Genomic DNA, 23,972 nt, shown 5'->3' with positions numbered 1-23,972 from the left:
TCCGAAAGCTCTCAATGTCCCATGTAAGCAGCTAGTCATTAAGGATATACTGTAAATAGGAGAAGAGCTCTTCATAGTCTCCAGGGGGGCGAGTGCCATCATGGGGATCCCCCTTCGGCACAAAGAGAACCAATCCTTGTCTCGCCCTAGTCAATAGCACGCGGTACTTGTTTTTTAAGTAGGACTGATCAGTACTGCTTTTAATGTTGTTCCATTTTGTACCCGCAAAACTGCGGAACTTAGTCTCTTTTTTTAAGGACAGAATAAAGTCGATATCCCATGCAACGCACGTCCAATCTAGCTCCAGGCCTTGCACATGAAACTCGGTTGCAACGTCTTCCATGAAGAATGAAGATCTGACATCCTTCTTATCGTTCAGAAACCAATTAACTGGCTCTATACGAGATTTTACGTCCAAGCCGTGGGCTTTGAGTCTCCCAGCACCCGAAGAGGCCAAAATGCCATACCGCTCATTGCCACGAGACTTCTCTTTCAGCCAAAGCTTTGCTTCCTCAAGGCTTCGTGTCAGCTTGATCGGGTACTTTTCTTTGATTTCGGAATAGAGAGCCTTGGCCTTGGCGATGTCCTTATCAAGAAGGGCTGACATGAAGTCAGAAACTCGTTCGGATCTAAACGATCTAACTGATGCCGTAAGGTGAAGGTTTTTGTCGACGTGATGGCGACTACTGAAGGCTTGAACAAATTTCTCGATATTTGGAATGTCGGCCGATGAGGTAGTTGACGGGAGGCACACTTGCCAGTGGGGAAATTTGTTGTGAATTGCATCCAACCATTCTGAGATACCAGCTTCACCTGTATTGATTTCTTGGCCACCGCCGACAAGGCAGATGATTACAGCCCAGTCCGCGTGGCGATCCATAAGTTTAATGAGATATTCGGGTTCTGAGTGATCAAAGTCTGCTACACCTTTCTTCGTCTTCATGAACTTGGTGGTTTGGGTTTTATTCCAAGCTCTCTGAGCCTCATCAAAAATAACTACTTTTTCGGGTGGAGGAGCATCGGTTCTAAGACCTTCATCTCGGAAATGGTGAATATTTTGTATGAATGACTTTGCCTTTGCGCGGGCAGCACTAAGTTTAACGGGGCTTGAAGCTTTGGACCTATTTGCCTCGTCTTTTGCTAATGCTTCTTGGAGAATTTCTACTAAAGGACCATTGCCAGACAAAAGAACCGCATGTTGGTTTGCAGCTGGATTATTCCATGAAGTTGCTAGGTCAAGGCCGACTAGTGTCTTCCCCGCACCAGGGACGCCAGTAACAAGGCAAATAGTTTTCTTTTTCTGCGAGATTGATTCGTCAATAGTCTTTTTTAATGCCGCAGAGGTAATGGACAAGTTTGTAGCGCCGGCATCGGAACGACTAATTTCTTCAACCTGGTGACCTGAGTAAAGGGCTTTGGCCGCTTCAACGATTGTCGGAGTTGGCTTGTATCCTGAAACTTCCCATTTCAAAAGATCAATCTCAGGTCCTTTTGCATTCTTTTTGAGAGTCTGCAGTTCAATGGAAAGATTTTGAGAATTTGTCTTAGTTAAAGACCAAACGCCATCGTCAAAGCGAGAGGGGAGAGCCTCAGTATGGGTTGCTTCTGTCGCGACCAGTACGGGAAAGATGTCTATTTGATGACTTCCTTCGTGGAAGTTCTTTAGGTCAAGTGCATAGTCCATTGCCTGATCTGCTGCATATGAATCAAATTGACTAGAACCAACCTTAAATTCAATTGAAAATAGAGCATTTCCAGAGATGACTATCAGGTCAACACGTTTGCCGACACGAGGAATAGAGTATTCGAAATAGACCTTCCCAGGAATCCCCTGAAGAGAAGTCTGGAGGATCTCAATTTGCTTTATCCAGGCATTCCTTTGTTGTTCTTCCAAATTGAATTCATGTGCTGTGCTCAGTATCCCAAGGACGCTGGATGGAGAGTCGACTAGGAATTGGGAAATGTCATTGGAGTAGTAAGCGCGCTTCATGGTGCTCCGGCAGAGAAGAGGGGGCCGTAAAGCCCCATGTATTTACTTTTGTGTCTTTACAATCTGCATCGCACTAGCAATCAACCCACTCATATCACTCAAATTCGCAGGAACGATGATAGAGTTGTTAGTCGCAGCAAGCTCACCAAATGCATTCACATACTGCTCAGCCACCTTTAAGCTCACCGCATCCGCACCGCCGGGCTCACGGATTGCCGCCGCCGTCTTTCTTAAGGCCTCAGCACTGGCTTCCGCAATTGCTAGGATCGCAGCCGCCTGACCTTCTGCTCTATTGATTGAAGCCTGCTTTTCACCTTCGGACTTGGCAATGGCAGCTTCTCTTTCACCCGAAGCGAGATTGATCTGTTCTTGCTTGCGACCTTCAGACGCCGCAATCAGGGCGCGTTTTTCACGCTCGGCCGTGATTTGCGCTTGCATGGCATGCAAAATCTCTTTTGGTGGCGTTAAATCTTTGATTTCATAGCGCAGAACCTTGACGCCCCAGTTGGCGGCGGATTCGTCAATTGCATTAACGATTGTCGTATTGATGTGATCACGTTCTTCGAAGGTCTTATCCAGTTCCATTTTACCAATCACAGAACGCAAAGTGGTCTGTGCAAGCTGCGTGATCGCGGCAATATAGTTTGAAGAACCATATGAAGCACGCATTGGATCCGTCACTTGGAAGTATAGAATACCATCAACCTGTAACTGGGTGTTGTCTTTGGTAATGCAGACTTGAGGAGGTACATCTAAAGGAATCTCTTTCAACTCATGCTTATATCCAACTCTGTCAATGAAGGGGACAACGATATGCAGCCCTGGCCCCATCGTCGTATGGTATTTGCCGAGGCGTTCGACGATCCAAGCGTGTTGCTGGGGGACGACGTAGACGGTCTTAAGTACAAAGATTACGGCTACCACAAGAATCACAACTGAAATTAGAGTAAAGAACTGCAGGTCCATCTAAGATGTCTCCCATTAAGGTTTTGCTACAAAAAGTCGGTTGCCACGAACTTCACGAATTACGAAGGTGCCAGCGGAGGCTTCTCCGCTGATCAGTTCAACGTCCCACATGGCGCCACGATACGTTGCTCGAGCTGTGTTTTCTGAGTTCCAGGCATCCACTTTGATTGTTTGCCCGATGTCGATATTGACGTTGGGATCAGATTCACTTTGCACATGACGAGGTTTTCCAAAGCGAGACGTCCGCAGAATTAGGGTGCAAACCACCCATATGACAGCGGCAATGATAGCTTGCAAGCTAACGTTAGCCCCCAGTAGGGCGGAGATGCCCGCCGCAGCCATCCCAATTGAGATGACTACCAGGTAGAAGGTGCCGGTGAGAAGCTCTAGCCCCAGCACTAAACCCGCTAAGACAAACCACATGATCCATGTTTCCATTGCTGATCCTTCAGAAAGAATTAGGAAGCTGTTTTATCTTCCGTACTGGTTTCTGCCGTTGTTGGTGGTTGCATATCCATAAGCGGCGTTGTTGGGCCGTGGTCATCAACTGCGGCAGCAGACTTGCGTGTTCTCTTGGTTTTGCGGGAAGCACGCTTTTGAGACTTCACAAACTTGTGAATCTCGGCGGCCTTAGTGTCGTTCCAGCCTTTGATGGCGTCGTTGAGGCCTTGTTCAAGTAACCAGTAAAGACGGTCCGTCAGAATCTCGTGATTGGCTTTAAATTCGTGCTCGCCGCGAACATATTTTGCGACATAGCGAACAACATCTACTGACAGAATGGCTTTCGCCAAGGACTCAGGAGAGAAAGCCATAGCTTCCTTAGAAAGTTCAGGCCATGTGGAGGTGGTATAAGAGCTCTCGTGGAAATCAAAGAACTCATAAGCCTGTTCTTCCACAGCTTTCTTGGAGACTTCGATAACATCTTCTGACTTTAGATCGAAGCTAGCGATCTCAATGCCACCATATTCAGGCAGGGAGAAGTCATAAAGTTTCCACTCACAACCATTGGTCAAAATACCCCAGCGAACATCACCAATCAGGCTTAGATACTCTTTTAATTGAACCTTGCCGCAGCGGAAGTCGGACTTATTCAGGTCAAACCCCATTTTTTTCACTTCCACAACAAAGATAGGCTTATCTTGATAAAGCACTACAAGGTCAGGGCGCATTTTGCCCTTTGTTTCCTGCGCGCGGATGGAGTAGCCCGCTGAAGCAGAATAGCCAAGACAGTTTCTTAGAAAGCTTTGCGCCCAACGTTCGACATCAAGCTCTTTTGTATTTGGATTTGCATCCAAGCTCTTTAGTTCATGCAGATGTTCTGTTGCTTGATCAAGTAGGTTGCGAATGATTCGGTCTTGTTTTGTTTCTCTAGACATCTTGGCTCCTTGGTGTGGGCTACATTTCGGATTGTTTAGTCAAAAGTTTAGGGGTGCTTAAAAATAAAGCATATTTTGTTTTGACCGATTTTTGACCGAGACTTGTATAAACTAATATCTATTAACACCGAAAAGAATAGGAATGAGTTTTCACCGGTGTCTTTTCGCTGCCATTCTAGTTGTTTCAATACCCCAATCAGGCTTTTCGCAGTCGGACGATGCGATTAGAGACAAGATCGTTGCGGCTTCTATTTCTAATTATCCAGGAAATTGTCCGTGCCCCGAGTTTCGGGATCGTGCGGGAAGGCGTTGTGGAAAGCGAAGCGCTTATCTGCGTGCAGGGGGAGCTTCGCCATTATGCTACCGAACGGATGTAACGCCCGAGATGATTAAAAGGTACAAAGAAGGGAAGATTCCTCAATGAGTTCTCTCCTTACAGTTAGATTAGCCGTAGCCATGTTGTTTTTGCTTTTGGTCGGCTGCGCAAAAGAATCCGACTCGGCCTCCAGCTCTTGCCAGACTCAGAAGAAGTCCCATCAAGGATGTTGCTCAAGCCATGGCGGGTTTGGCAATCAATGCTCGGACGGAGAAGCTCTCTACACTGGCTCTGGAGCATTGGTTTGTAATGATGGTTCAGAAAGCCCCTCTTGTACTCGAGGAAAACCTGTCGTTGAGATGCTGACTGAGTACGAAAAAGACATCAGCGAAGAGAACGCCACATTAGACTGAATTGATGAACCCCAATTTCTTTGCCATTTTTAAAGTTATAGCCTTGCTGCTTGCCGAGGATAAGGTTCTTCATCCAAAAGAACGAGCTTGGTTCTTTGCGCTGGCGTGTAACCATGGCGCTACATTTCTGCAAAGATTGACTCTAAATAAGTATTTGCACGGGCGTGCCACTGAGCATCTAGATGACATTTTAATTCATATCGACAAAGAAGATCATCAACGCCTATTGAGCTTTCTTCGTGTAGGGATGCGACAGGACGGGGTGGTGACTAATAGCGAGCTGACTTTTTATCACCGTGTTCAAAGAAAATTGCAGACCGGGACTTCACCCAACTATATCTCTTTGGGGCGATCTTTGCGCCAGCGTGACAAGGAGCTCGAGTTGTGGAGGGAGTTGGAGGTTTTTGGGAAGGTGTTGTCCCAAAGGCTATCAGGTGGTGAAGTGCTTGGCCATTTTGACTTCTATTCTGCTATTTTATTCGGAAAAATGTTTACCGACCCTAGATCCGTTAAGTACTTGCTCTTTTTTGTGGTGTTTTTATTTGTGGGAATAGCCATCTTGCTTTCAATAATGACATAGTAGACTTGCCACCATATAAGCATTTGTTCCAAGTCATCAACGTGATTGATTTTTCATAAAGTCATTTATACCAAGATTCCGCGGGTAATGGCTTTTCCGGCTTCTCCTTTCGGTACATCCTCCGTCCCAAAATATACCTGTCGCGGAATTTCGTTCTACACAGTTAACGTTTCACCTACCATCAATTAGGGGGATATCCATGCGTCTACTGAGTGCAAAGTCAGCTGTGCTTGCTATTGTCATTTTCCTTTCAAATATCTTCTTTATAAATGCCGGGGGTGTTGAACAACCCCAGAATATCTATCTTGCCGCCAATGGTGATGACCGGGGTGACGGCAGTGCTCAGCGGCCCTTTCTGACTTTAAAGAAGGCGCATGCAGCCGTGGCGGCCATCTATAAACTTCGTCCCGATGCCCATGTTCAGGTTTTCATCCGCGGGGGCGTCTATTACGGGCAAACACTGGTATGGACGGCTGTGCCTAGAGCGGGCAGCTTGATCATTCGTGGTTATGGAAGCACTAAGCCCGTTTTTGATGGGCGTGCTCATGCCAATGCTGCTGTGGGCAGCACGGTTTCGCTTTTAAGTTTAAGACCCGCAAAGGCCGGGCAGTATAACATCACGATTTCTCACCTAAGACTGCAAAACTATCTTGAGGGTATTGATCTGATCGCCCCAAGTCGCGATATTATCACGCAAGGAATTTCCGGCCTTGTCCTAGAGCACCTGGAATTCTACAAAATCGGAAGTGAACATGCTGCGGTCTTGGATGCGACAGGCAAGCGTCGAGCGGGCCTTGCGGCCATTCGTATGGTTAACGTCAAGCAGTCGCAGTTTCGCAATAATGATTTTAAAGACCTCTATAATCTAGGTCGCAGTGGGGGTTCGCAGCATGCCTATTATGCCGCCCACTACTCTTCTAATAACACCTTTTATGGGAACAGGTTCATTCGAAACCTTTCCGGGCACGCAATCAAGATTCGCGACTTTTCCAACGATAACTTGATTCACTACAACTACTTTGAAACTGTGACCCCGACTGCTTTGCAGATCTGGCATTGCGAAAAGAAGGACCGCAGTGACTGCACCAAGGCGGGCTTAGGGGAATCTCGTTCCTACAATACGAAAGAAACTAAAAACATTTATATCAATACAGAAAAGTACAGCGTGTTCAAAGAAAGAGTTGGGCAGAATAATCCGCTTCCTTATCCGGGCGGGGTTTATGACTTTATTAAAGATGGGGCTACCTACCTTAGGTACATTGTTCGTTCGCAACTAAATAGCAGGACACTTGTCGGAATCTGCGAACGAGCGAACGATTGTATCAGCTCGACAGCGAGATGTTATAAAGATCAATCTGGCACCCAAAATCACAAGTGTGAAAAAGGCAACTGGGTTGCGAGGTAACTCGTTATAGACCGAGGTCTAGAGCTGATGCACACGCCCAAAGTACTCTGACAGTAATCGAATGCAAAACTGGTTTTCGTGGCATTGAAAACGCAAAATAGATTGCAAGTGGGGGGTGTTTTGACTGAACCCATTCGTAATTTCTTTTGGATCTTTTTTGTGATTCTGAGCTTTTTCTGGCTTCAGAGCATTTGGTTTGGCTCGCGCACCGTGCAGCAGATTCCCTACAGCCAGTATGAAACTCTTATGAAGCAAGGCGATGTGCAAAATCTGGTCGTGACAGAAAAGCACATTCGCGGGGAATTCAAACAGCCCCAAAATGGGTTTAAAAGCTTTGTCACCAATCGGGTCGAGCCCGAACTTGCCAAAGAGCTGTCGGGGGCCGGAGTCAGCTATCGCCGTGAAATTGAAAACACCTTTATTCGCGATCTTTTATCGTGGATCATCCCAGCCCTGATCTTTGTGGCGGTTTTTCTGTATTTCAGTCGTAAGATTGCAGAAAAAGGCGGGATGAGCGGCTTGATGTCCGTCGGCAAAAGTGGCGCCCGTCTGTATGCCGAAACCGGAGTGAAGGTGTCTTTTGAGGATGTGGCGGGCGTGGAAGAAGCAAAAGGGGAACTGTATGAAGTCGTCCAGTTTCTTAAGAGCCCTGAAGAGTTCGGCCGTCTGGGGGCGCGAATGCCGAAAGGAATTCTTCTGGTGGGGCCCCCAGGAACGGGCAAGACCCTTTTAGCCAAAGCGGTTGCTGGTGAAGCGCAAGTTCCATTCTTTTCAATTACCGGTTCTGAGTTCGTGGAAATGTTTGTCGGGGTCGGAGCCGCCAGAGTGCGGGACCTTTTTGAACAGGCAAGAAAGAATGCTCCCTGCATAATATTTATTGATGAGTTAGATGCCTTGGGAAAAGTTCGCGGCGTAGCGGGTTCTTTCGGGGGACACGACGAAAAGGAGCAGACTTTAAATCAGCTTCTGGCCGAATTGGATGGATTTGATTCTCGCTCGGGCGTGGTGATTCTGGCTGCCACGAATCGCCCAGAGGTGTTGGATCCCGCGCTTTTGCGGGCCGGCCGATTTGATCGCCAGGTTTTGGTGGATCGCCCGGACCGAACAGGGCGGGAGCAGATTCTGCGGGTGCACTTAAAGAAGATCAAGGCGGATGAAGCTTTGAATATCGAACATCTGGCACATCTGACTTCGGGATTTACAGGAGCAGACATTGCCAACCTGATCAACGAGGCCGCCATGGTGGCGACTCGTCGCAAGGCCGAAACTGTCAGCGAAAAAGACTTTGTTGCGGCGATCGAAAGAATCGTGGCAGGCCTTGAAAAGAAAAGTCGTTTGCTGAATGAAAAAGAAAAAGCCATTGTGGCTCACCATGAAATGGGCCATGCCATTATGGCCTGCCTTTTCCCGGGCGTGGATAAGGTGCAAAAGATTTCAATCATCCCCCGAGGTTTGGGTTCTTTGGGATACACTATGCAGCGCCCGACAGAAGATCGGTATCTCATGACCCGACCAGAGCTCTTGGACAAGATATGTGTTCTTTTGGGCGGACGAGTCGCTGAAGAGCTGATCTTTGGAGAAGTTTCCACAGGGGCCTCGGATGACCTGGTTCGAGTGACCAACATCGCTGAAGCGCTCGTTACTCGCTATGGGATGAGTGAGGTTTTGGGCAATATCGTTTTTGAACAGCCCACGGGAAATTTTCTTGAAGTACCCGGAGCAGGCTATCGAAACCGCACCTACAGTGAAGAAAGTGCCACCGAGATTGATCAGGAGATTCGTCAGATTGTGGCGGCCTGTGCCTTGCGAACACGGGAATCTCTGGCGGCGAACTTAAAGATTCTCAAAAAAGGGGCCGCCCAACTTCTTGAAAAGGAAACTTTGGGTGAACTCGAAATCGAACTTCTGATGCGCGACCTGGTGGTTAAAAACGCCGCGGCCCCCCAAGGGCGGGACTTATCGGTTTTGCGTTGAGCCAACAGTATATCTGCCAGGCGCCTCGATGGTAAAAGATATCCATGTCGAAAAACCTCACCAAAGAACAAACCCGCATCCTCTGGCTTGCATCCCAAGGCCTCACGGAACCTAAACCCTTCGGTCAAGGCCCCAAAGCCACCGTTAAAGCCATCAAGCACTTGGGTTATGTTCAGATCGACACCATCAACGTGATCGAGCGGTCCCATCACCACATCTTGTTTTCGCGCATCCCGGACTACAAGCGCTCGCACCTGCACCAGGCGCAAAGCAAAGATAAGACGATCTTCGAGTATTGGACCCACGCCCTGGCGTACATTGCCACTGATGATTTTAAATACGTCATCAACGACATGAACCGCCGCAAGGCGAATCCTTCCGAATGGTATTCCTCTGTCACCGAAAAAGATGTGAAGGGGATTTTAGCCACTATCAAAAAACAAGGCCCCATCAGCATTCGCGATGTGACCGATGACGTGTTGGTTGAAAAAAATCACGCCTGGGCCAGTAAAAAGCCTTCAAAGAAATTCCTGCAATGCGGATTTAACGGCGGGGACTTGGTCATCGCCGAACGCCTAGGCATGCTTAAAAAGTACGACCTGACTGACCGTCACTTCGCGTGGGACAAGCGCCCGAAGGCCGCGACGCCGGCCGAAGTGTGCGAATACTACATTGACCGGGCCTTACGATCCCAAGGCGTTATCAGCCTTGATTCCGCAGCCTATATGACCAAAGCTCCATTCAAGAAAGAAATCCTGAAACGCATCGAAGCCCGGGTCAAAAAGGGGAGCTTGGTCCCTGTCCAAATAAAAGGCCTTGAAAAAGAAGCCTTCTGGATCGAAGCCGAAACGCTAGACAGCGAAATGCCCGAAGCCAACGACATGACCCACATCCTGTCGCCGTTTGACCCACTGGTCATTCAGCGCAAGCGCTTTCACATGTTCTTTGATTATGATCACCGCTTTGAAGCCTACGTCCCGAAGGAAAAACGCAAGTACGGCTATTTCGCCTTGCCGGTGATCATCGGGGATCAGGCCGTGGCTGTCATTGATCTCAAGACCGATCGCCAAAACCAAGAGCTTCTGATTCAACAATGGAGCTGGTTGGGTAAACACAAATCCAAGGCCAATAAAGAGAAAATCGAAAAAGAGCTTCATCGGTTCGAGAAGTTCCAGCTCGGAAAATAGCCTGTCCCGTCCGTCCTTTTTCTCGGACGGCTTCCGGATTTTCAGACGTTCTGGGGCTTAAAACGAAATAAAGCTGTCCTCAGGCCCCAATGACGGGGTCTTCACCTTGCAAAAGGGTCTTCCTGAAAAAAAGAGGAGACCCCATGAAGTCATTCATTCTGTTTGCCGCCACCATCCTTGCCGCGACGTCGGCTCGTGCCACCGGCCGATGTTCTATGGAAAATATATCCGTTCAACAAGCTCGCGACCGAGTTGCTTGGCTTAAACGCTGTATCGATGAAAACAACGGCGTCTTTCTGAACTTCACCCATGAAAACGCCAAATACTTTGGAGGCATGGTCAGAGCCAACGCCGTCATGATAGTCACAACAGCCAACTATCCGATTTTTGGTAATGAAGAACAGAACTGGGCGCCGGGGAAGTTGTGCCAAGTTCCCGATGGCGTGCGATTTATTGCCGTTTGTGAAACGTCGATAACCGAAAAGATCGTGATGCCCAATCCATTTACGCCACAGCCTGAAAAGAAGCCAGAACCCAAACCGCAGCGTCCTCCCAGAGATATTTGTCCCCCTCGCCTGTGTCAGTAAAAGGAGTATCAAATGAAAGCACTCATTCTTAACACCACTATTTTGCTGGCAGCCACTTCTGCCAAGGCCTCCTTCGAAAGATGCACGGTGGAACAATTGACGGTGGCTCAAGTAAAGTCTCGCATCGCCTGGTTGAATCGCTGTATCCAGGAAAACAACGGCTCTTTCCTGGAGCTCACCAAAGACAGCGCCCAGTACTTCAGTGTCAAGGAAGCAGGGACTGAATCCGAGTCGACCGCCACCGTGAACTATCCGGTCTTTGGAGACGAGGAACGCAATTGGGCGCCCGGGGAATTGTGCTTGGCCCCCGAGGACGTCAGGTTTATCGCGGTTTGCCAGTGGTCCGTGACTGTAAAGGTGGCTCCTGCTCCGGTGCCAGCTCCTCCGCCGCCTGCGCCGGCCCCAGAGCCAGTATCTTTTCCCAAAGAAGAACGGCCCCGAGCAGATATTTGTGTTCGTCTAAACTGTTAATGGAGAACTTATGAAGTCACTTATTTTTACAGCCACAATCTTACTTGCGACGGCTTCCGCCAACGCCTCTTTTGAAAGATGTTCCGTCGAAAAGTTGACGGTTCCCCAGATCCAATCCCGCATTGCCTGGTTGAATCGTTGTATTGATCAAAATAACGGTCAGTTCTTCGATTTTACCAAAGACCGCGCCCAATACTTCGGCGTGAAAACAGAGAAAACTTCCACAGAGTCGACCACCACGGTGAATTATCCGGTCTTTGGTGATGAAGAGCGAAACTGGGCTCCCGGTGAAGTCTGCCGAGTCCCCGAGGGTGTCAAGTTCGTGGCGGTTTGCCAGTGGTCGCTGACTGAAAAGTTGGCTCCGCCGCCCCAGCCACCACCGCCCAAAAAAGAAAAAGGATACTATCCACCGCCTAAACGCCACGAAGTCTGTCGAGTTCAAACCTGCTAATAAAATTTAACGGAGAATATATGAAAACGAATTTACTGAAAAAAATCAAACTAGGCATGGCCGCGGCCCTGATTACGGGCGCAGCTCCAGCCTCTGCGGAAACAATCACCAAACTTTCAGAACAGGGCTTTCTGGGTTCAGGTTTTGATTCCGCGACTCAAACCTTCAAAGTGCCTTGCGTGACGGGAACCCTTGCCTACGTGGGCAGTTCCAACGGCTATGTCGGCGTTGAAGCGGGTGTCAGTCAAGAACGCCTGCTGACAGAGTTGGGGATGGCGATCGGGGCGGATATCTCGTTGGATATTATCTCTGCTGGTGGGGCTGCAAACTTCACGGGCAGCACCGCCAACACCTCCAACTCGGTTTCTGCGGCCTACGTTATCAGTGCGGCCGGGAAAAACGCCGTTTTGCAGAACCTGACGCTCACCCAAGCCGGCAAAGATGCGGTCAGCAAAGGCAACGTCAAACAAGTTTGCGGTGACAGCTACATCCGCTCTTTGGCTTTGGAAGCAAAGCTTTTGATCAACGTGAAGTTCACTTTCACTTCCAGCGACTTGAAAGCCAACTTCCAGTCTGATGCAAATGCCAACATCATGGATATTATCAAGCTAAACGGCCGCATGAACGCGGCTGTTCAAAAATACGGCCGCGACGTGAAATTCACGGTTACCGCAGTTCAAGTGGGTGGAGATGTTTCAAAACTGGCTAATATTCTAAAGGGCGTTGAGACCTCTGAAGAAAAGATCAAAAAAGGCGTCACCGCCCAGATCTTTAAGTGCGATATCGAAAAGTACGAAGCGTGCTATGAGGCGATCTCTCAGATGATCAATTATGCGACTGAAGAGGGTGGTTTTTCGTCCCAGTTGAACAACATGACTTATCAGCCTCAGAAGTCTGACGGTCCGGCGTGGATGCAGTATGGTTACACCAGCTATGCCAACTCTGAAGCTCAGGAACTCAGCAGTGAAGTCACTGAAATCGGCGAAGACATCAAACAAAAAAGAAGATCCCTGGTGCGCCAGTACTTGAAGCTGAGCGCTGACTTGGGTCGCACTCAAGATTTACTGGATATCAGCATCGAGCATTCTGAAGAAAAAGCGCGTCTTCAAGCCCTTCAGACCGTGATTCGTGATAACTTTGACGTTGTTCAAAACGCGATCAAGATTTGCCGTGAAAATCCGGATTCTTGCGTGAATGCCTTTGTCAGTATGACTGAAAATCTAAAGTTCTATGATTCTCGTGAAATCACGAAAATGATGACCTTTGAAGACTATTGCGGCCTTTCCGACGAGACCTCGGTGACGAAGGAAACCGTCAAGGCGATCCGGGCAGCGGCAAAGGTGTCTGAAAAAATGAACTGTTCCCAGGCGTTCCGTTACCTGCAGGATCTTCATAAGTTGAATCTGGCCAACACCAAGATTTCTTCCTTGGAACCTTTGCGGGGCCTGAAGTCCCTGACGTCTTTGGATATTTCCGACAACGAAATATTCATGTTGGACGGAATTGAAAACTTGAAAAGCTTGGAGGTTTTGAACATGCACCACAACCGTGTGATCAATATCGACAAACTGAAAGAGCTGCCTAATCTGTCCCATGTGAACTTTGCCAATAACAACGTCAGCAATCTGTCGGCTTTGGCGTCCATGAGACTGATCTCTATTCGCGCTTACGGAAATCCACTGTCTGATAAATGGAATCATGAACAGCATGGCATTCAGAACCATGTTGTTACTAACAACCGTGCGTGCGACCTGCTACGCCAGACGATGCATCATCAGGGTGTGGATATCCGTCAGGCCGAAGCGCTGAACACGGCGCCGATCTTTAAGGTGCCTGGTCAGTTCGGCAACTCGAATGTGGAAGGCTGGTATAGCTGTGACATGGCTGTGGCGGCGGTGAAGACTGAACCAGACTTCTGGAAAAACTTGGCTCAATAGGACGATTTATGAAAGCTCAGGCACTTCTTGTGAAAATTCTAGCATTATCGCTTGCGGGGGTGTCCTTGCCAGCGTGGGGGCAGACGGTGCCCCGCGCGGAACAAGAGGCCTGGGCTTTGGGAACGGGTTATGACACCAAAACCAAAGAACCCCGCGCGCGCTGCCTCAAAGGACGGGTTCATTACCGGGGCCTGTCCGAAGGCCAACTGCAACTGACGACAAATTTGTCCTTGAACGGGATCAAATCGTCCCTGAGTGGCAAAGTCTCTGCCGAAATCGATGCCGTCGTATTAGGCGGCAGTGCTTCGGCTTATACGTCGACGTCCTACGAAGACGGCGCGATGGCGGGTTCCACCGGTTTTAAATATGAAATGCGCGGTAAAACGGCTGCGTTGATTGACTATGAGCTGACCGAAATTGGCAAAAACGCCCTGGCATTGAATGACCCCCAGGCTTTTGAAGAAATCTGTGGCAACAGTTTTCTGGATAGTGCTGACATGGGTGGGGTGCTGTTAGTTCATAATCGCCTGGATTTGTCTAAAAAGTACTTTCGTAACCAAATCGACATTAAAACCGAAGTCTGCGTGTTGGGAATTTGTAAATCGGATTCGGTGACAGTTGTGAATCAAAAGTTGCATGAAAACACTCTGATCACGACAACGGCCACGCAACTTGGTGGAAATAAAAGTCGCCTGCCGAAATTTGAAATTAAAAGCTGCCGGGTCGACAATGTTGAGCCCTGCCGGGATATCGTGAATCAAATTTTGGACTATGTGAAGGGCCCCGAGGGTTTTGCGGCCCAAATGGCATCTTTGGAATACAACGAAGCCAAGCTTGAGGAGTCTCCGATATTGCAATACAACCTGGATTCCTATATTCGAACCGGTCTGCTGCCATCTTATTGGAATTTAAGTGAGACCAGCGGCACAGACCCGGAACTTCTCGAAGAGCTTATCGAAGTCCAATCCTCCGTTCTTAAAAGGCAAGCAAGGGCCGAAATCCTGCTGGCGAATGCAGAGCTGGAAGTTAATCACCAACGCTCGGTTCAGCAGTATTTGAACTTTGCCAAGAGTGCCTCACGCAAGATCGCAGTTTCCATGAACCGCTGTCAGAAAACTCGGTCCTGTATTTTGGAAATTCGTGATGCCAAGAACCTTTATCAGCAATTGGTTGGACAAGACATGGTCCTTGAATTGCAAGATTCCGAGATGTTTAAAAGCGCGAGGTAAGGACCGGCTATGAAATATCTAAAATTGTTTCCAGTCTTTCTGGCATTTCAAATTCTGATCGGCTGTGGTCCGCAGTCGCGCAATCATCATATTGATTTTGACTATGATCAGGCCTTTTTGACGGAAACCCGTCGCAACATCCCTGACAATCTGGCTTTGGGGCGCAGCTACAACGTTTTGACCGGGGAAGTGGGGCGCGAGTGCGCAACCGGAAGCAAAGCCCCTCAAGGAGAGCTGGTTCTGAAAAACAGCCTGAATCGCAACCTGACTCCGGATCAAATTTATGAGTTGTTAGGATTTAACCAAGGGCACTATCCCAATCAGAAAACATTCTTTTCTGGCAGTTCCGTTGACAGGTTTTTGCTGCCGCCAAAAGAATCTTTTCGTCGGGTGTTCTTTTATAGCCTTTCTTTGCGGGGTCTTTCCGTCCATTTGGCAAGTGCTTATCTGAATGATTCCAATTGCCCGCAAGCCTATATCGAAAGTCAAAATCTGGGCGCCGATATTTTGGTAAAGGTGGACATGTACTTTCAAAGCCGTCAGGCGGCTGAGCTTTTTGAAAGCCAGGCCGATGGCAGTTCGCTTAAATCCTTGTTCCGTGTTTTGCAGCAACATAAAACCTTGGATGGATTTATGGTGTCTGCCCTGCAGTGGGGTGGGGATCCTCAACAGTTTATTGCATTTACCGCCCATGAACTTGACGGGCTGGCTCAGTGTAATATGCAGGCGGATTTAAACGCCTGTGCAAAGATTTATGAATCACTGACAAGCTATGCTCTGAACAAAAAAACCGGTTTGCTTCATCAGGTCCTGACCGGTGGAGCTTCGTCTTCGATTGTTTCCTTTGACTGGAAAGAACTAAAAAGTCCGCTATTCACCCCACAGGAAGAACAGACCCTGCAAAAGTTGAAAGTCCTTTCAGAAGAATATCACAAGCTGCAAGTGACCTCAGGGCAAATGGAAAGCTGGCAGAGCATCGTGTCCGTTCCTGGTGCTTATCGTGAGATGTGGGACAAATCCAAAGAAAACATCAATCAAGACAAGATTCAGATCGAGGATCAGGTCCTTGCTTGTTTTCAAAACCTGCAGACTTGTGATATCAACCTCAGGCAAAGTGTCGTGGCCTTTCCAAAGGTTCCGACTTTTATGTACTGGTGTCAAAACTCCAACGACAAAGTATTTCAAGCCTTGACGGATAAGTTTGCGGGAAGTTGTGCGGCGGCCTTTCAATACCTGAATGAAAGCCCACGGGTGGATCTGTCAAAAATGGAAATCGAACATCTGGATTTTCTGGAAAACCTGCCCGAAAAAGAAGTCATCAATCTAAAACGAAATAATATCTCAGATCTCACGGCGCTGCAGACAGTTCCCGGAGTCGGAACTTTGGATCTTTCAGAAAACTCGGTCGGGGACTGGGAAGCTGTTGCGGCGATTCGGGGGCTCAAGAATCTGGTGGTGAGCGAAAGTGACTTCTTGCTTTCCGTAGCAGCAGAAAAGTGCCCGGACTATAAAGTTTGGGCTCGCGGAAAAATCCTTGAGCCCCCATGTGCTAATTAAAGACGGATGCCTTCCGCAGCAACAGCTTCTTTTACGGAAGCGCGCTCTGCCACTTTAGTCATCAGACCTTGGATCGCCTTGTGGTTCGTGGTGTCCACATTCACAAGGTTGGTCCAGCGAAGAACGTTGTAAGCATAAGCATCCACAACCGAGAAGTTATCACCCAAAATGTAGGCGTTGTTTTGCAGGTGCTGATCCAATACGCCCAGACGCAATTGGACTTTTGCTTGGATCGCCGCTTTTGTTTCGTCGTTCATGTGTGCCGAGTTGAAAAGGGAACCAAGACCTTTGTGCACTTCTGTTGCGATGAAGTTCAGCCATTCCATCGCTTTGTAGCGTTCCATGGTGCCGAACTTAGGCAAAAGATTTTTCTCTGGAGCTTGGTCTGCGATCCATTGCAGAATCACCGCACCTTCCGTCATCAAATGACCGTTCGGAAGTTGCAGGGCAGGGATGTAGCCTTTTGGGTTTACTTTTCTGTAGTCGCCGCCAGCGTACTCTTTGTTTTTCAGGTCCACTTTTACAAGTTCGAAGTTCATGCCCGCTTCACGCAAGGCGATTTGAGAAGCCAGGGCACAGGCACCAGGAGAATAAAACAGATTCATTTTCAGATTCCTTTGCATAATAAATGCGTTTAAGCGTCAAATGTACCACTTACTGTTACATAAGGGCTTCCATTATTGCAACAATAATAGTAACATTAACGCTCCATCGATCCTTCAAAGGAGCATTCTTGAATACTCACTCACTTTTTCAGCCCTTCCAGTTTAAAGGACTCAGCCTTAAAAATCGCATCGTCATGGCGCCGATGACGCGTCAAAAATCTCCGAACGGTGTGCCGACAGAAGACGTCGCGAAGTATTATCAACGTCGTGCTGAAGGGGACGTCGGTCTGATTCTGTCTGAAGGGACCGTGATCAATCGCCCGGCTTCTTCCAATGAAAAAGACGTTCCGCACTTCTACGGTGAAAAACCCCTGACTCAGTGGAAAGAGGTGATCACTGCGGTTCACCAAGCTGGCGGCAAGATGGCGCCCCAGATCTGGCATATGGGAAAAATGAAACCCAGCGGATCGGGCTGGTTGCCCGCAGCACCCTTTGAAGGACCGGCCGAGATGACTGTGGAAGACATTCAAAACACCATCAACGCCTATGCACAAGCGGCTCTGGATGCAAAGAATCTGGGTTTTGACACCGTTGAGCTGCACGGAGCTCACGGCTATCTGATTGATCAATTCTTCTGGCCGGGAATGAACACTCGCACGGATCGCTTTGGTGGAAACACGATCGCCGCAAGAAATACCTTTGCCGTGGAAGTGGTGAAAGCCGTTCGCGCGAAAGTCGGCCCGGATTTCCCGGTGATCCTGCGCTTGTCTCAGTGGAAACAACAAGATTATAACGCCAAGGTCGCAACGACGCCGAAAGAGATGGAAGAATGGCTGTTGCCACTTTCTGAAGCGGGCGTGGATATTTTCCACTGCTCTCAAAGAAGATTCTGGGAGCCTGAGTTTGCGGATTCTGATTTGAACTTCGCGGGCTGGGCCAAGAAAATCACCGGCAAACCAACAATCACGGTCGGCTCTATCGGTCTGAGTGGTGGAGACTTCTTAAACAGCTTCCGTGGGCAGGGTGCCGAGGTCGGGGGCCTTGACGAATTGACCCGCAGATTGGATCGCGGGGACTTTGACCTGGTGGCTGTCGGCCGTGCGCTGCTCAGTGATCCGCAGTGGGTGAAGAAAGTAAAAGACGCCCGCACGGCAGAGCTGAAAGGCTTTAATCCGGCGGACCTTGCCGTTCTGACATAGGTTCTGGGCTTTGACATGCGAGCTCTTTCCGGTATGCTGACAGCAGCCAGGGAGCCGCATGACCAAGACTGAAGAAAAAATCAGAAGACTTTGCCCGGAAGTGGTGGCATCGGGCTTGGATCCGGTGTTCTTAAGCCAGATGCTGGATACGCGTTTTCTGGGGAACTTTTCGCTCTTTTCGGCGGCGGCGGATATTTTTCTGTACGAATATGCCGAGGAGCTTGAAGAGCTTCAGAATCTGATTGAAAATCTGGATCGCAAGAAAGCCTTTGCCGCGGCTCACAAGATCAAAGGGGCGATCTCGAATTTTCACCGCCCTGATGTTGCTGAAACGGCGCGAATTTTAGAGATCCACACCGATGACTGGAGTCATGAGCAGTTGAAAGCGCAGTTTGCGGTTCTTCAGGTGCAGATCCAGGAATTTGCGTTTGAATTAAAAATTCTAATGAGATCTTTTGAAGAGATTCAGGACCTGCCATGAAGCCATTAAACATTCTTGTGGCCGAAGATAACACCGTCAATCAACTGATCGTTCGTGGCATGCTGGTAAAGCTGGGTCATAACATCACCATGGTGGAAAACGGCAAACTGGCGGTTGAAAAACTTCAGACCTCTGAAATTGATTTGATCCTGATGGATTGCCACATGCCCGAGATGGACGGGTTCCTGGCCACGCAGACCATCCGTGCAAATCCCAAATTCAAAAATCTGCCCATCATCGCCATGACCGCCACCGAAATTGCTGAAGAAAAGGACCGCTGCGTGCAAGTGGGAATGAATGACTTCCTGGCAAAACCTCTGACCATGGCGACGGTCGAAGCTGTTCTGCGAAAATACATGAAAGTATAAGAGTCTCATTTTGAGGCGCCTTGGATGGATCAGTCTTTGCTTTTCTGAAAGCAAGGGCCTTACAAAATGCGTGAGATGCATTTTGTGCGTTTCCATCGTCTAAGGGATGTATGGTGCGTGCCCTAAAAGGGAAGACCATGCAAAAAGCCTTTGTGCTGATAGCGATTTTCATTGTGATGTTGACGTCGGGCCCGGTCCGAGCGGTCAACCTTTGTCAGGATGTTCTTTTTGATATTCCGGGTTTTCAGATCAAAGAAGCAGTGCTGAACAATCTACCGGTTTCCTTCCGCGCGGTTCCCTATAACTCACGGATGTATAAGGCCGAGCAGATTTTAGGCAATACCCAAGATGTGCTGCTGGGGTTTTCCGAATACGGTCATGCCTATGTGGTGGCTAACAAACTGCGCTTGGACGGGGATATTATCGGTCGGCAAACACAAGTTCGAGCGACAGATTTGCTGGATGCCGGTATCATCATCCGCATTCATTCTACAGCTATAGATCGGGTGAAACTGAAAGCCTTCAACGACAAGAACGGTTTGTCCTGCAGCAAGACGGCGTGCAAGGCGTTGGCAAAGACGGCGGGCCTTTACGTGGGGGGCAGCCGCACGGGATACTTTTCGCCCTACAAAATGCTGAATTCGATTTTGAAAAATGGAATCAAAGACGAGGATGGAAACAAAGTTCCTTTTGACGTCTATTATGTCGGTAACAAGTCCTTGAATGAAAGCGCCGCTCTTCTTGAAAAATCAGATGCCCGCATTACCAAAGAGATCGCAGTCAAGGGCGGGGTTATTTTGACAGGGACCTCGGTCACCGCCGTCACGCTGCTTTATGCTCTCGGTGTTCTTTAATTAAGTTATTGCCACTATCCGCTCCGGGGTTTGTGTTTCGTGGAATTCACGAGGCATAATCAAACCTCGTAGGAGCCTCTATGAATCAATTTATCTCTTGTTTGATAACAGGTGTTTTAATTGTTTTATCCTCGGTGTCTGCGCGGGCGGGGCAGGGGCCCTTGCCGTTGCCTGAAAAGGGATACAAAGTTTTTTCGCGCATTCAGTTTGTCGATCTGACAACTGAGCATCCAATACGCGACAGGGCGTTCGGGGACACGCTGGAGGTCAGCTTTAAATCGCAATTGGATCAGCTTTATCGCCTGCACAATCCCCCGGTTCGTCATTTACAATTCGTGGAGCGCCTGCCTCAGGCGGACTGTGATCTTCTTATCCGCGGCACCTATACACTGCGGGCTTTTGGCAATCGCGGGATGCATGCCACCGTCATGGTGGAAAATATCCGAACGGGTGAAACACAAAGTTTTGAAGCTGCCGGCGACGCCTTTGAAGTCACTGAAAGTTTGGCTTTGGATGTTTTCCATGAATTTCAGAAAACCCGGTTCCCCGTCGAGGCCAGGGTGTCGGGTCGAAACCTGACATTGTTGTTTAAGGGCGCGATTTATCGGCCCGCCGCCTCGAAGATTGCGGAACTTTACCGTCAGAGCCTTGTCGCCTGTGAAATGCGTGGGGGTCGTGTCAGCACCGAGAAAGAGCTGGTCGCCATTTCCACACTGGGGGATTACGGTGGCGGTGTTTCTGTTGGAAATGCGGGTGTGAGCAGTGACTACTGGTCCGTGGAAGCGGGGCGGGTTTATGTGGCGCCGTGGAGTCAATCCACCAGCGCCACCAGCTTAAATCCCACAGAGCAGTTGAATTATCTTTGCGTGCGATAGTCATTCAGGGGTTGAATCGACTCCGGAGCCATAAAGTTTTAGCAAGATGTTGCCTTCACTGGTTCCGATGTACATCTCGCCATAGTGCTCGCCCAGTGTTTTGGGTGTGAAGTACAAGTCGACCACACAGTACTTGTCCGGATCAACGGTGTCACCGCAGTTGGTTGTCGCCGCATACATTTCCCCGAAGATCGTCAGTTCATTGATTGTCAGCGGTTTGTCGCTGGGGGCGTTCAGTCCGATCTCCACCCAGACGGTTTCTTCCAGGTTGGCTTCGCCGAATTCAATACTCAGATAGCTGATGTCCTGCGGAGTGGGTAAGACGGTTTCTGCGGCGAAGGTAGGAAAGGCCATAAAGGTTGCCATTAAGAAGGCGCCAAGGGTTCTCATAACTCCTCCTGTTTTGTAGCCTTATTCTAAGCCCGGGCTCGTCATTTCGCAGTATGCAAGCAAACAGCGGTCTGGTACATTTTCCGGATCGAGGTTTGGTTTGGTCGGGTCATTAAAATATTTTGAGCTTTGGGCATTAAAGTTCAGTGCCTTTTTAGCGGGAAGTTTCTTCTGTTTTTTTCTGCAGTCCCAGTTTCAAATTCGCGCCGTTGTGGCGGCTGCTTTGACCGGATTTCTGGGGACCTTCATCCCGGACACCAAACGCATTGAAAAGACTCACGTTCACGCCACCATTTATATGGGGGCCTTTATCGCCATGGGTTCACGGGTGGTGGAGGCGGGGCCGTGGCAGATTCTGTGGGTGTCGATGCTGGGCTCTACGATCTATTTCCTGATCAGTCCTTATTTTAAAGGCATGGGCGGGCGTCTGGGGTTGATCGCCTTTATTTCATCTTTGCTGGGATGGGCGATGAGGCACTGGCTATGATGATCTTTCTGGTGATGCTGCTGTCGTTTTTGGGAGCAGAACTGACTTTTTTCTTTATTCATCGCTATCACGTCCCGACTGTGCGAGCGTCCAGTGGCCTGACGCTGGTCTTTGCCGGGTTTTTAGCCCTGCTCAATCTTCCCTTTGTCGGGGTTTTGCAGGCGGCCTTTTTCGGTGCCACCTTCGTCGGGATGACGGATCGGTCCCGCATGGGCTGGAAGCGGGTCTTTCTGGCCAGTCAGATCTATGGTCTGATCTATTTCTTTTTGATTCCGTTTGCCAGGGGGTTCGGCGGAGGTTTGGGAGCCGCCGCATTTGTTTCCATCGCGACGGTTTATTCTGCCGACAAGCTCTTGAGGAAGGCCCGATCGTCGGGTACCGTTAAGTGATGACTTCTTTTGTAAATCAAATTGCCTGGATCGAAGAAAACTTCAAAGAACTTAAACCTTCAGCCGAAGTTTTTCTGGATATGAAATACGCCACCAACGACAACTTTATGAATGTGGATATTTATAAGGGTTTTGATCGTTGTTTTGTTTCTCCGCTGGCCTATGAGATGTTCATGAAGGCCTGTGCGGTTTTGCGGGAAAAACATCCGGATTTGCAGTTTCTTATTTGGGATGCCCTTCGCCCGCGAAGTATTCAGGCACAGTTCTATGATCATCTGGCGGGAACGCCGTTTCAGAACTATGTTGCGGCTCCATATCCGGGTTCGCTTCACAATTTTGGCATGGCGATGGATCTAAGTCTGCAAACCAAAGCGGGAGTGGCGCTGGACATGGGCACCGGATTTGATGACTTCCGGGATTTGGCCCAGCCCAAATTAGAACAGCAGTTTTTGAAATCCGGCGAGTTGACGAAAGAGCAGTTGCAAAACCGTCTGCTGCTGCGAGGCCTGATGGAAGATCAGGGATTCAAAGTGCTGGAACATGAATGGTGGCATTTTAATGCCCTTCCCAAAGATCAAGTGCACGGCAAGCATCCGGTGCTGGAATAGGCTGCCGCAAAAGAAACGAAAACGGGAACCGTCCTTGGGTCCCGTTTTTTATTTCTGAAGAGGGTTCTTGTTTACGGATTTCTGAAAGAATTCAGAATTGTCAGCAGGGAGGTCAGATTGTCAGAAACTCCGCTCATCACGCGCATATTGTTGGCACTTTGTGGAGCGGTGATCACAATCTGGATTTCACAGTTGTTGAATCCGCGGTTGGTGACAGTGTAAATGCCAGATTCTTTGAAGTCCGTTGCGCCGCGAAGATCCAGCTCGTAGTTGCTCGGATCACGCACAATCACATCACGTCCACATTCAGGATTGGCAGAGAAGATCACTTTTTTTCCATCAGCAATCTTGATATCCATCACCGCGGTCATCATTCCAGACAATTTCAGAGAGCACATGCCTGAAGCCAGTTCTGCATCCGTGCAACGATTGTAGTCTTTCATTTCAATCTTTTCAGTGGGAGCACTGCCGTTTTGCAACGCCGTCAGCAAAGCACTTAAATTGTCTGCGTGAGCAGAAGTAGCGAAAGTGGAAGATACGATCATCATCAGGGCAGCGATTTGTTTTTTCATTTGAAACTCCTTAGTGTTTTTATTTTGCCGGCATCAGCGCCAGCGTTATGCAGATCTATAAAGCACCGGACGTGCCAGCCCGGTTTAGGGCTGGAAGTGCGTTTATTTTGATCTGACAAGGAGTCTGTCGGGAACCCGGCAGGCGATTCTGCCGGGGAATCGGTGGCTGCCGAAAGCCCGGCAGGGGGATTGGGACCCTGGAAGGACGGACTTTTTAAGAATAAAGCGGCTTGTAAGCGCCCTGGCGCAGATTGATGCCGTATTCCAGATAGGCTTTCATCGCGCAGGCCATTTGCGACCAGCCCATGCAGTTTTTGTATGAGCTGCTGATGCCCGCTTCATCTTCTTTCCAGCCGGTTTCATAGATCTTCACTTTGGCTTCTTTGTCATTCAAAGCTTCAAAAACAAACTCTGTCTTGGTGTTGTAGCCACCGGCTTCGGCCTCCCATTCGATCACAATCAGCTTGTCCTGGATGACTTGTTTCACCGGCACAGGGAAAGGACCCGGGAAGTCAGCAAATTCCCACTGCACGGTGGTGCCCTCTTTCAAGGGGGCTGAGGCGCCTGCGGTCGTGAAGTAGGCGCTGAGTTTTTTCGGATTGTAAACGGCATCAAATACTTCATTCACGGGCTTTTGAATGATGATTGAGACTTCAAACTTGGGAATCATGGTGACCTCCGGTATTTGCTGGAAGCCAAATTCTA

26 protein-coding genes are annotated in these 23,972 nt (G+C 48.9%); 18 read left to right on the top strand and 8 right to left on the bottom strand.

The window, feature by feature from the left end; all coding sequences use genetic code 11:
- Window positions 1-31: 31 nt before the first annotated feature.
- The 4 genes from ACZ520_RS12625 to ACZ520_RS12610 are packed head-to-tail and all read right to left on the bottom strand — an operon-like array spanning window position 32 to window position 4,332.
- A complete protein-coding gene (locus tag ACZ520_RS12625; protein ID WP_464125876.1) occupies window positions 32-1,990 on the bottom strand; it encodes a DUF2075 domain-containing protein in 1,959 nt (652 codons plus the stop codon).
- A 42-nt stretch (window positions 1,991-2,032) separates the two neighbouring features.
- Entirely contained in the window at window positions 2,033-2,956 is a 924-nt protein-coding gene (locus tag ACZ520_RS12620) for an SPFH domain-containing protein (protein ID WP_011165069.1), read from the bottom strand.
- Window positions 2,957-2,971: 15 nt separating this feature from the next.
- Complete coding sequence (locus ACZ520_RS12615; protein ID WP_464125873.1) at window positions 2,972-3,394, bottom strand: NfeD family protein; 423 nt, start codon at window positions 3,392-3,394, stop codon at window positions 2,972-2,974.
- Between the two features lie 20 nt (window positions 3,395-3,414).
- The gene (locus tag ACZ520_RS12610) at window positions 3,415-4,332 is read right to left on the bottom strand and encodes a type I restriction endonuclease (RefSeq protein ID WP_464125871.1); all 918 of its coding nucleotides are present in this window, start codon (window positions 4,330-4,332) and stop codon (window positions 3,415-3,417) included.
- A 733-nt stretch (window positions 4,333-5,065) separates the two neighbouring features.
- Here ACZ520_RS12610 and ACZ520_RS12605 point away from each other — a divergent pair.
- The 10 genes from ACZ520_RS12605 to ACZ520_RS12560 all read left to right on the top strand — a co-directional run bounded on the left by ACZ520_RS12605 (window position 5,066) and on the right by ACZ520_RS12560 (window position 16,439).
- Entirely contained in the window at window positions 5,066-5,641 is a 576-nt protein-coding gene (locus ACZ520_RS12605; protein WP_464125869.1) for a hypothetical protein, read from the top strand.
- A 199-nt stretch (window positions 5,642-5,840) separates the two neighbouring features.
- Window positions 5,841-7,046 carry a hypothetical protein gene (locus tag ACZ520_RS12600; protein ID WP_464125867.1) on the top strand — a complete coding sequence of 402 codons (1,206 nt, stop codon included), beginning with the start codon at window positions 5,841-5,843 and terminating at the stop codon, window positions 7,044-7,046.
- Between the two features lie 120 nt (window positions 7,047-7,166).
- Window positions 7,167-9,020 (top strand): ATP-dependent zinc metalloprotease FtsH, encoded by a 1,854-nt coding sequence (gene ftsH, locus ACZ520_RS12595; protein ID WP_088566795.1) that lies wholly within the window; start codon window positions 7,167-7,169, stop codon window positions 9,018-9,020.
- 44 nt (window positions 9,021-9,064) lie between these two features.
- Complete coding sequence (locus tag ACZ520_RS12590) at window positions 9,065-10,207, top strand: winged helix-turn-helix domain-containing protein (protein WP_464125865.1); 1,143 nt, start codon at window positions 9,065-9,067, stop codon at window positions 10,205-10,207.
- Window positions 10,208-10,350: 143 nt separating this feature from the next.
- Window positions 10,351-10,794 (top strand): hypothetical protein, encoded by a 444-nt coding sequence (locus ACZ520_RS12585; protein WP_464125863.1) that lies wholly within the window; start codon window positions 10,351-10,353, stop codon window positions 10,792-10,794.
- Window positions 10,795-10,806: 12 nt separating this feature from the next.
- Window positions 10,807-11,265 (top strand): hypothetical protein, encoded by a 459-nt coding sequence (locus ACZ520_RS12580; RefSeq protein WP_464125861.1) that lies wholly within the window; start codon window positions 10,807-10,809, stop codon window positions 11,263-11,265.
- A 10-nt stretch (window positions 11,266-11,275) separates the two neighbouring features.
- A complete protein-coding gene (locus ACZ520_RS12575; RefSeq protein ID WP_464125859.1) occupies window positions 11,276-11,716 on the top strand; it encodes a hypothetical protein in 441 nt (146 codons plus the stop codon).
- A 20-nt stretch (window positions 11,717-11,736) separates the two neighbouring features.
- Window positions 11,737-13,653: a leucine-rich repeat domain-containing protein gene (locus ACZ520_RS12570; RefSeq protein WP_464125857.1), complete on the top strand. Its 1,917-nt coding sequence runs from the start codon at window positions 11,737-11,739 to the stop codon at window positions 13,651-13,653.
- An 8-nt stretch (window positions 13,654-13,661) separates the two neighbouring features.
- Window positions 13,662-14,882, top strand: a complete 1,221-nt coding sequence (locus ACZ520_RS12565) for a hypothetical protein (RefSeq protein WP_464125855.1) — start codon at window positions 13,662-13,664, stop codon at window positions 14,880-14,882.
- A gap of 9 nt (window positions 14,883-14,891) precedes the next feature.
- Window positions 14,892-16,439 carry a hypothetical protein gene (locus ACZ520_RS12560; RefSeq protein ID WP_464125853.1) on the top strand — a complete coding sequence of 516 codons (1,548 nt, stop codon included), beginning with the start codon at window positions 14,892-14,894 and terminating at the stop codon, window positions 16,437-16,439.
- Here the strand turns inward: ACZ520_RS12560 and gstA are convergent.
- Window positions 16,436-17,044, bottom strand: a complete 609-nt coding sequence (gene gstA / locus ACZ520_RS12555) for a glutathione transferase GstA (RefSeq protein ID WP_416480304.1) — start codon at window positions 17,042-17,044, stop codon at window positions 16,436-16,438. The two genes, ACZ520_RS12560 and gstA, sit on opposite strands and share 4 nt — an antisense overlap.
- Before the next feature lie 128 nt (window positions 17,045-17,172).
- Here gstA and ACZ520_RS12550 point away from each other — a divergent pair, with 128 nt between their 5' ends.
- The 5 genes from ACZ520_RS12550 (at window position 17,173) to ACZ520_RS12530 (ending at window position 20,821) form a co-directional block, all read left to right on the top strand.
- On the top strand, window positions 17,173-18,243 hold the full coding sequence (locus ACZ520_RS12550) for an NADH:flavin oxidoreductase (protein WP_417868714.1): 1,071 nt from the start codon (window positions 17,173-17,175) through the stop codon (window positions 18,241-18,243).
- A 58-nt stretch (window positions 18,244-18,301) separates the two neighbouring features.
- Window positions 18,302-18,724 carry an Hpt domain-containing protein gene (locus ACZ520_RS12545; protein WP_088564720.1) on the top strand — a complete coding sequence of 141 codons (423 nt, stop codon included), beginning with the start codon at window positions 18,302-18,304 and terminating at the stop codon, window positions 18,722-18,724.
- Window positions 18,721-19,092, top strand: a complete 372-nt coding sequence (locus ACZ520_RS12540; protein WP_088564721.1) for a response regulator — start codon at window positions 18,721-18,723, stop codon at window positions 19,090-19,092. The genes ACZ520_RS12545 and ACZ520_RS12540 overlap by 4 nt, the downstream gene beginning before the upstream one ends.
- Window positions 19,093-19,229: 137 nt before the next feature.
- Window positions 19,230-19,946: a hypothetical protein gene (locus ACZ520_RS12535; RefSeq protein ID WP_464125849.1), complete on the top strand. Its 717-nt coding sequence runs from the start codon at window positions 19,230-19,232 to the stop codon at window positions 19,944-19,946.
- Window positions 19,947-20,026: 80 nt separating this feature from the next.
- Window positions 20,027-20,821: a hypothetical protein gene (locus tag ACZ520_RS12530; RefSeq protein WP_464125847.1), complete on the top strand. Its 795-nt coding sequence runs from the start codon at window positions 20,027-20,029 to the stop codon at window positions 20,819-20,821.
- Here the strand turns inward: ACZ520_RS12530 and ACZ520_RS12525 are convergent, their stop codons facing one another.
- Window positions 20,822-21,211 (bottom strand): hypothetical protein, encoded by a 390-nt coding sequence (locus ACZ520_RS12525; RefSeq protein WP_198298053.1) that lies wholly within the window; start codon window positions 21,209-21,211, stop codon window positions 20,822-20,824.
- 211 nt (window positions 21,212-21,422) lie between these two features.
- Here ACZ520_RS12525 and ACZ520_RS12520 point away from each other — a divergent pair, with 211 nt between their 5' ends.
- The 3 genes from ACZ520_RS12520 to ACZ520_RS12510 are packed head-to-tail and all read left to right on the top strand — an operon-like array spanning window position 21,423 to window position 22,695.
- Complete coding sequence (locus tag ACZ520_RS12520) at window positions 21,423-21,698, top strand: hypothetical protein (protein WP_374030716.1); 276 nt, start codon at window positions 21,423-21,425, stop codon at window positions 21,696-21,698.
- Window positions 21,695-22,087 carry a hypothetical protein gene (locus ACZ520_RS12515; RefSeq protein ID WP_374030715.1) on the top strand — a complete coding sequence of 131 codons (393 nt, stop codon included), beginning with the start codon at window positions 21,695-21,697 and terminating at the stop codon, window positions 22,085-22,087. Before ACZ520_RS12520 ends, ACZ520_RS12515 begins: the two co-directional genes overlap by 4 nt.
- Window positions 22,087-22,695, top strand: a complete 609-nt coding sequence (locus tag ACZ520_RS12510; protein WP_374030714.1) for a M15 family metallopeptidase — start codon at window positions 22,087-22,089, stop codon at window positions 22,693-22,695. Before ACZ520_RS12515 ends, ACZ520_RS12510 begins: the two co-directional genes overlap by 1 nt.
- Before the next feature lie 71 nt (window positions 22,696-22,766).
- Here the strand turns inward: ACZ520_RS12510 and ACZ520_RS12505 are convergent, their stop codons facing one another.
- Together ACZ520_RS12505 and ACZ520_RS12500 are read right to left on the bottom strand one after the other, a co-directional pair.
- Entirely contained in the window at window positions 22,767-23,267 is a 501-nt protein-coding gene (locus ACZ520_RS12505) for a hypothetical protein (protein WP_464125844.1), read from the bottom strand.
- 214 nt (window positions 23,268-23,481) lie between these two features.
- On the bottom strand, window positions 23,482-23,937 hold the full coding sequence (locus ACZ520_RS12500; RefSeq protein ID WP_088564730.1) for an SRPBCC domain-containing protein: 456 nt from the start codon (window positions 23,935-23,937) through the stop codon (window positions 23,482-23,484).
- Window positions 23,938-23,972: the final 35 nt, after the last annotated feature.

It is taken from the genome of Bdellovibrio sp. BIS2, assembly GCF_055398295.1.
This window is presented reverse-complemented; position numbering and strand designations above follow the sequence as displayed.

Coding starts and splice junctions, on each gene's coding strand:
- ACZ520_RS12530 (WP_464125847.1), top strand. CDS start 20,027: ATGAATCAATTTATCTCTTGTTTGATAACAGGTGTTTTAATTGTTTTA.
- ACZ520_RS12610 (WP_464125871.1), bottom strand. CDS start 4,332: ATGTCTAGAGAAACAAAACAAGACCGAATCATTCGCAACCTACTTGAT.
- ACZ520_RS12625 (WP_464125876.1), bottom strand. CDS start 1,990: ATGAAGCGCGCTTACTACTCCAATGACATTTCCCAATTCCTAGTCGAC.
- ACZ520_RS12590 (WP_464125865.1), top strand. CDS start 9,065: ATGTCGAAAAACCTCACCAAAGAACAAACCCGCATCCTCTGGCTTGCA.
- ACZ520_RS12560 (WP_464125853.1), top strand. CDS start 14,892: ATGAAATATCTAAAATTGTTTCCAGTCTTTCTGGCATTTCAAATTCTG.
- ACZ520_RS12600 (WP_464125867.1), top strand. CDS start 5,841: ATGCGTCTACTGAGTGCAAAGTCAGCTGTGCTTGCTATTGTCATTTTC.
- ACZ520_RS12565 (WP_464125855.1), top strand. CDS start 13,662: ATGAAAGCTCAGGCACTTCTTGTGAAAATTCTAGCATTATCGCTTGCG.
- ACZ520_RS12580 (WP_464125861.1), top strand. CDS start 10,807: ATGAAAGCACTCATTCTTAACACCACTATTTTGCTGGCAGCCACTTCT.
- gstA (WP_416480304.1), bottom strand. CDS start 17,044: ATGAATCTGTTTTATTCTCCTGGTGCCTGTGCCCTGGCTTCTCAAATC.
- ACZ520_RS12545 (WP_088564720.1), top strand. CDS start 18,302: ATGACCAAGACTGAAGAAAAAATCAGAAGACTTTGCCCGGAAGTGGTG.
- ACZ520_RS12540 (WP_088564721.1), top strand. CDS start 18,721: ATGAAGCCATTAAACATTCTTGTGGCCGAAGATAACACCGTCAATCAA.
- ACZ520_RS12510 (WP_374030714.1), top strand. CDS start 22,087: ATGACTTCTTTTGTAAATCAAATTGCCTGGATCGAAGAAAACTTCAAA.
- ACZ520_RS12585 (WP_464125863.1), top strand. CDS start 10,351: ATGAAGTCATTCATTCTGTTTGCCGCCACCATCCTTGCCGCGACGTCG.
- ACZ520_RS12575 (WP_464125859.1), top strand. CDS start 11,276: ATGAAGTCACTTATTTTTACAGCCACAATCTTACTTGCGACGGCTTCC.
- ACZ520_RS12525 (WP_198298053.1), bottom strand. CDS start 21,211: ATGAGAACCCTTGGCGCCTTCTTAATGGCAACCTTTATGGCCTTTCCT.
- ACZ520_RS12515 (WP_374030715.1), top strand. CDS start 21,695: ATGATGATCTTTCTGGTGATGCTGCTGTCGTTTTTGGGAGCAGAACTG.
- ACZ520_RS12605 (WP_464125869.1), top strand. CDS start 5,066: ATGAACCCCAATTTCTTTGCCATTTTTAAAGTTATAGCCTTGCTGCTT.
- ACZ520_RS12500 (WP_088564730.1), bottom strand. CDS start 23,937: ATGATTCCCAAGTTTGAAGTCTCAATCATCATTCAAAAGCCCGTGAAT.
- ACZ520_RS12535 (WP_464125849.1), top strand. CDS start 19,230: ATGCAAAAAGCCTTTGTGCTGATAGCGATTTTCATTGTGATGTTGACG.
- ACZ520_RS12620 (WP_011165069.1), bottom strand. CDS start 2,956: ATGGACCTGCAGTTCTTTACTCTAATTTCAGTTGTGATTCTTGTGGTA.
- ACZ520_RS12505 (WP_464125844.1), bottom strand. CDS start 23,267: ATGAAAAAACAAATCGCTGCCCTGATGATGATCGTATCTTCCACTTTC.
- ACZ520_RS12570 (WP_464125857.1), top strand. CDS start 11,737: ATGAAAACGAATTTACTGAAAAAAATCAAACTAGGCATGGCCGCGGCC.
- ACZ520_RS12615 (WP_464125873.1), bottom strand. CDS start 3,394: ATGGAAACATGGATCATGTGGTTTGTCTTAGCGGGTTTAGTGCTGGGG.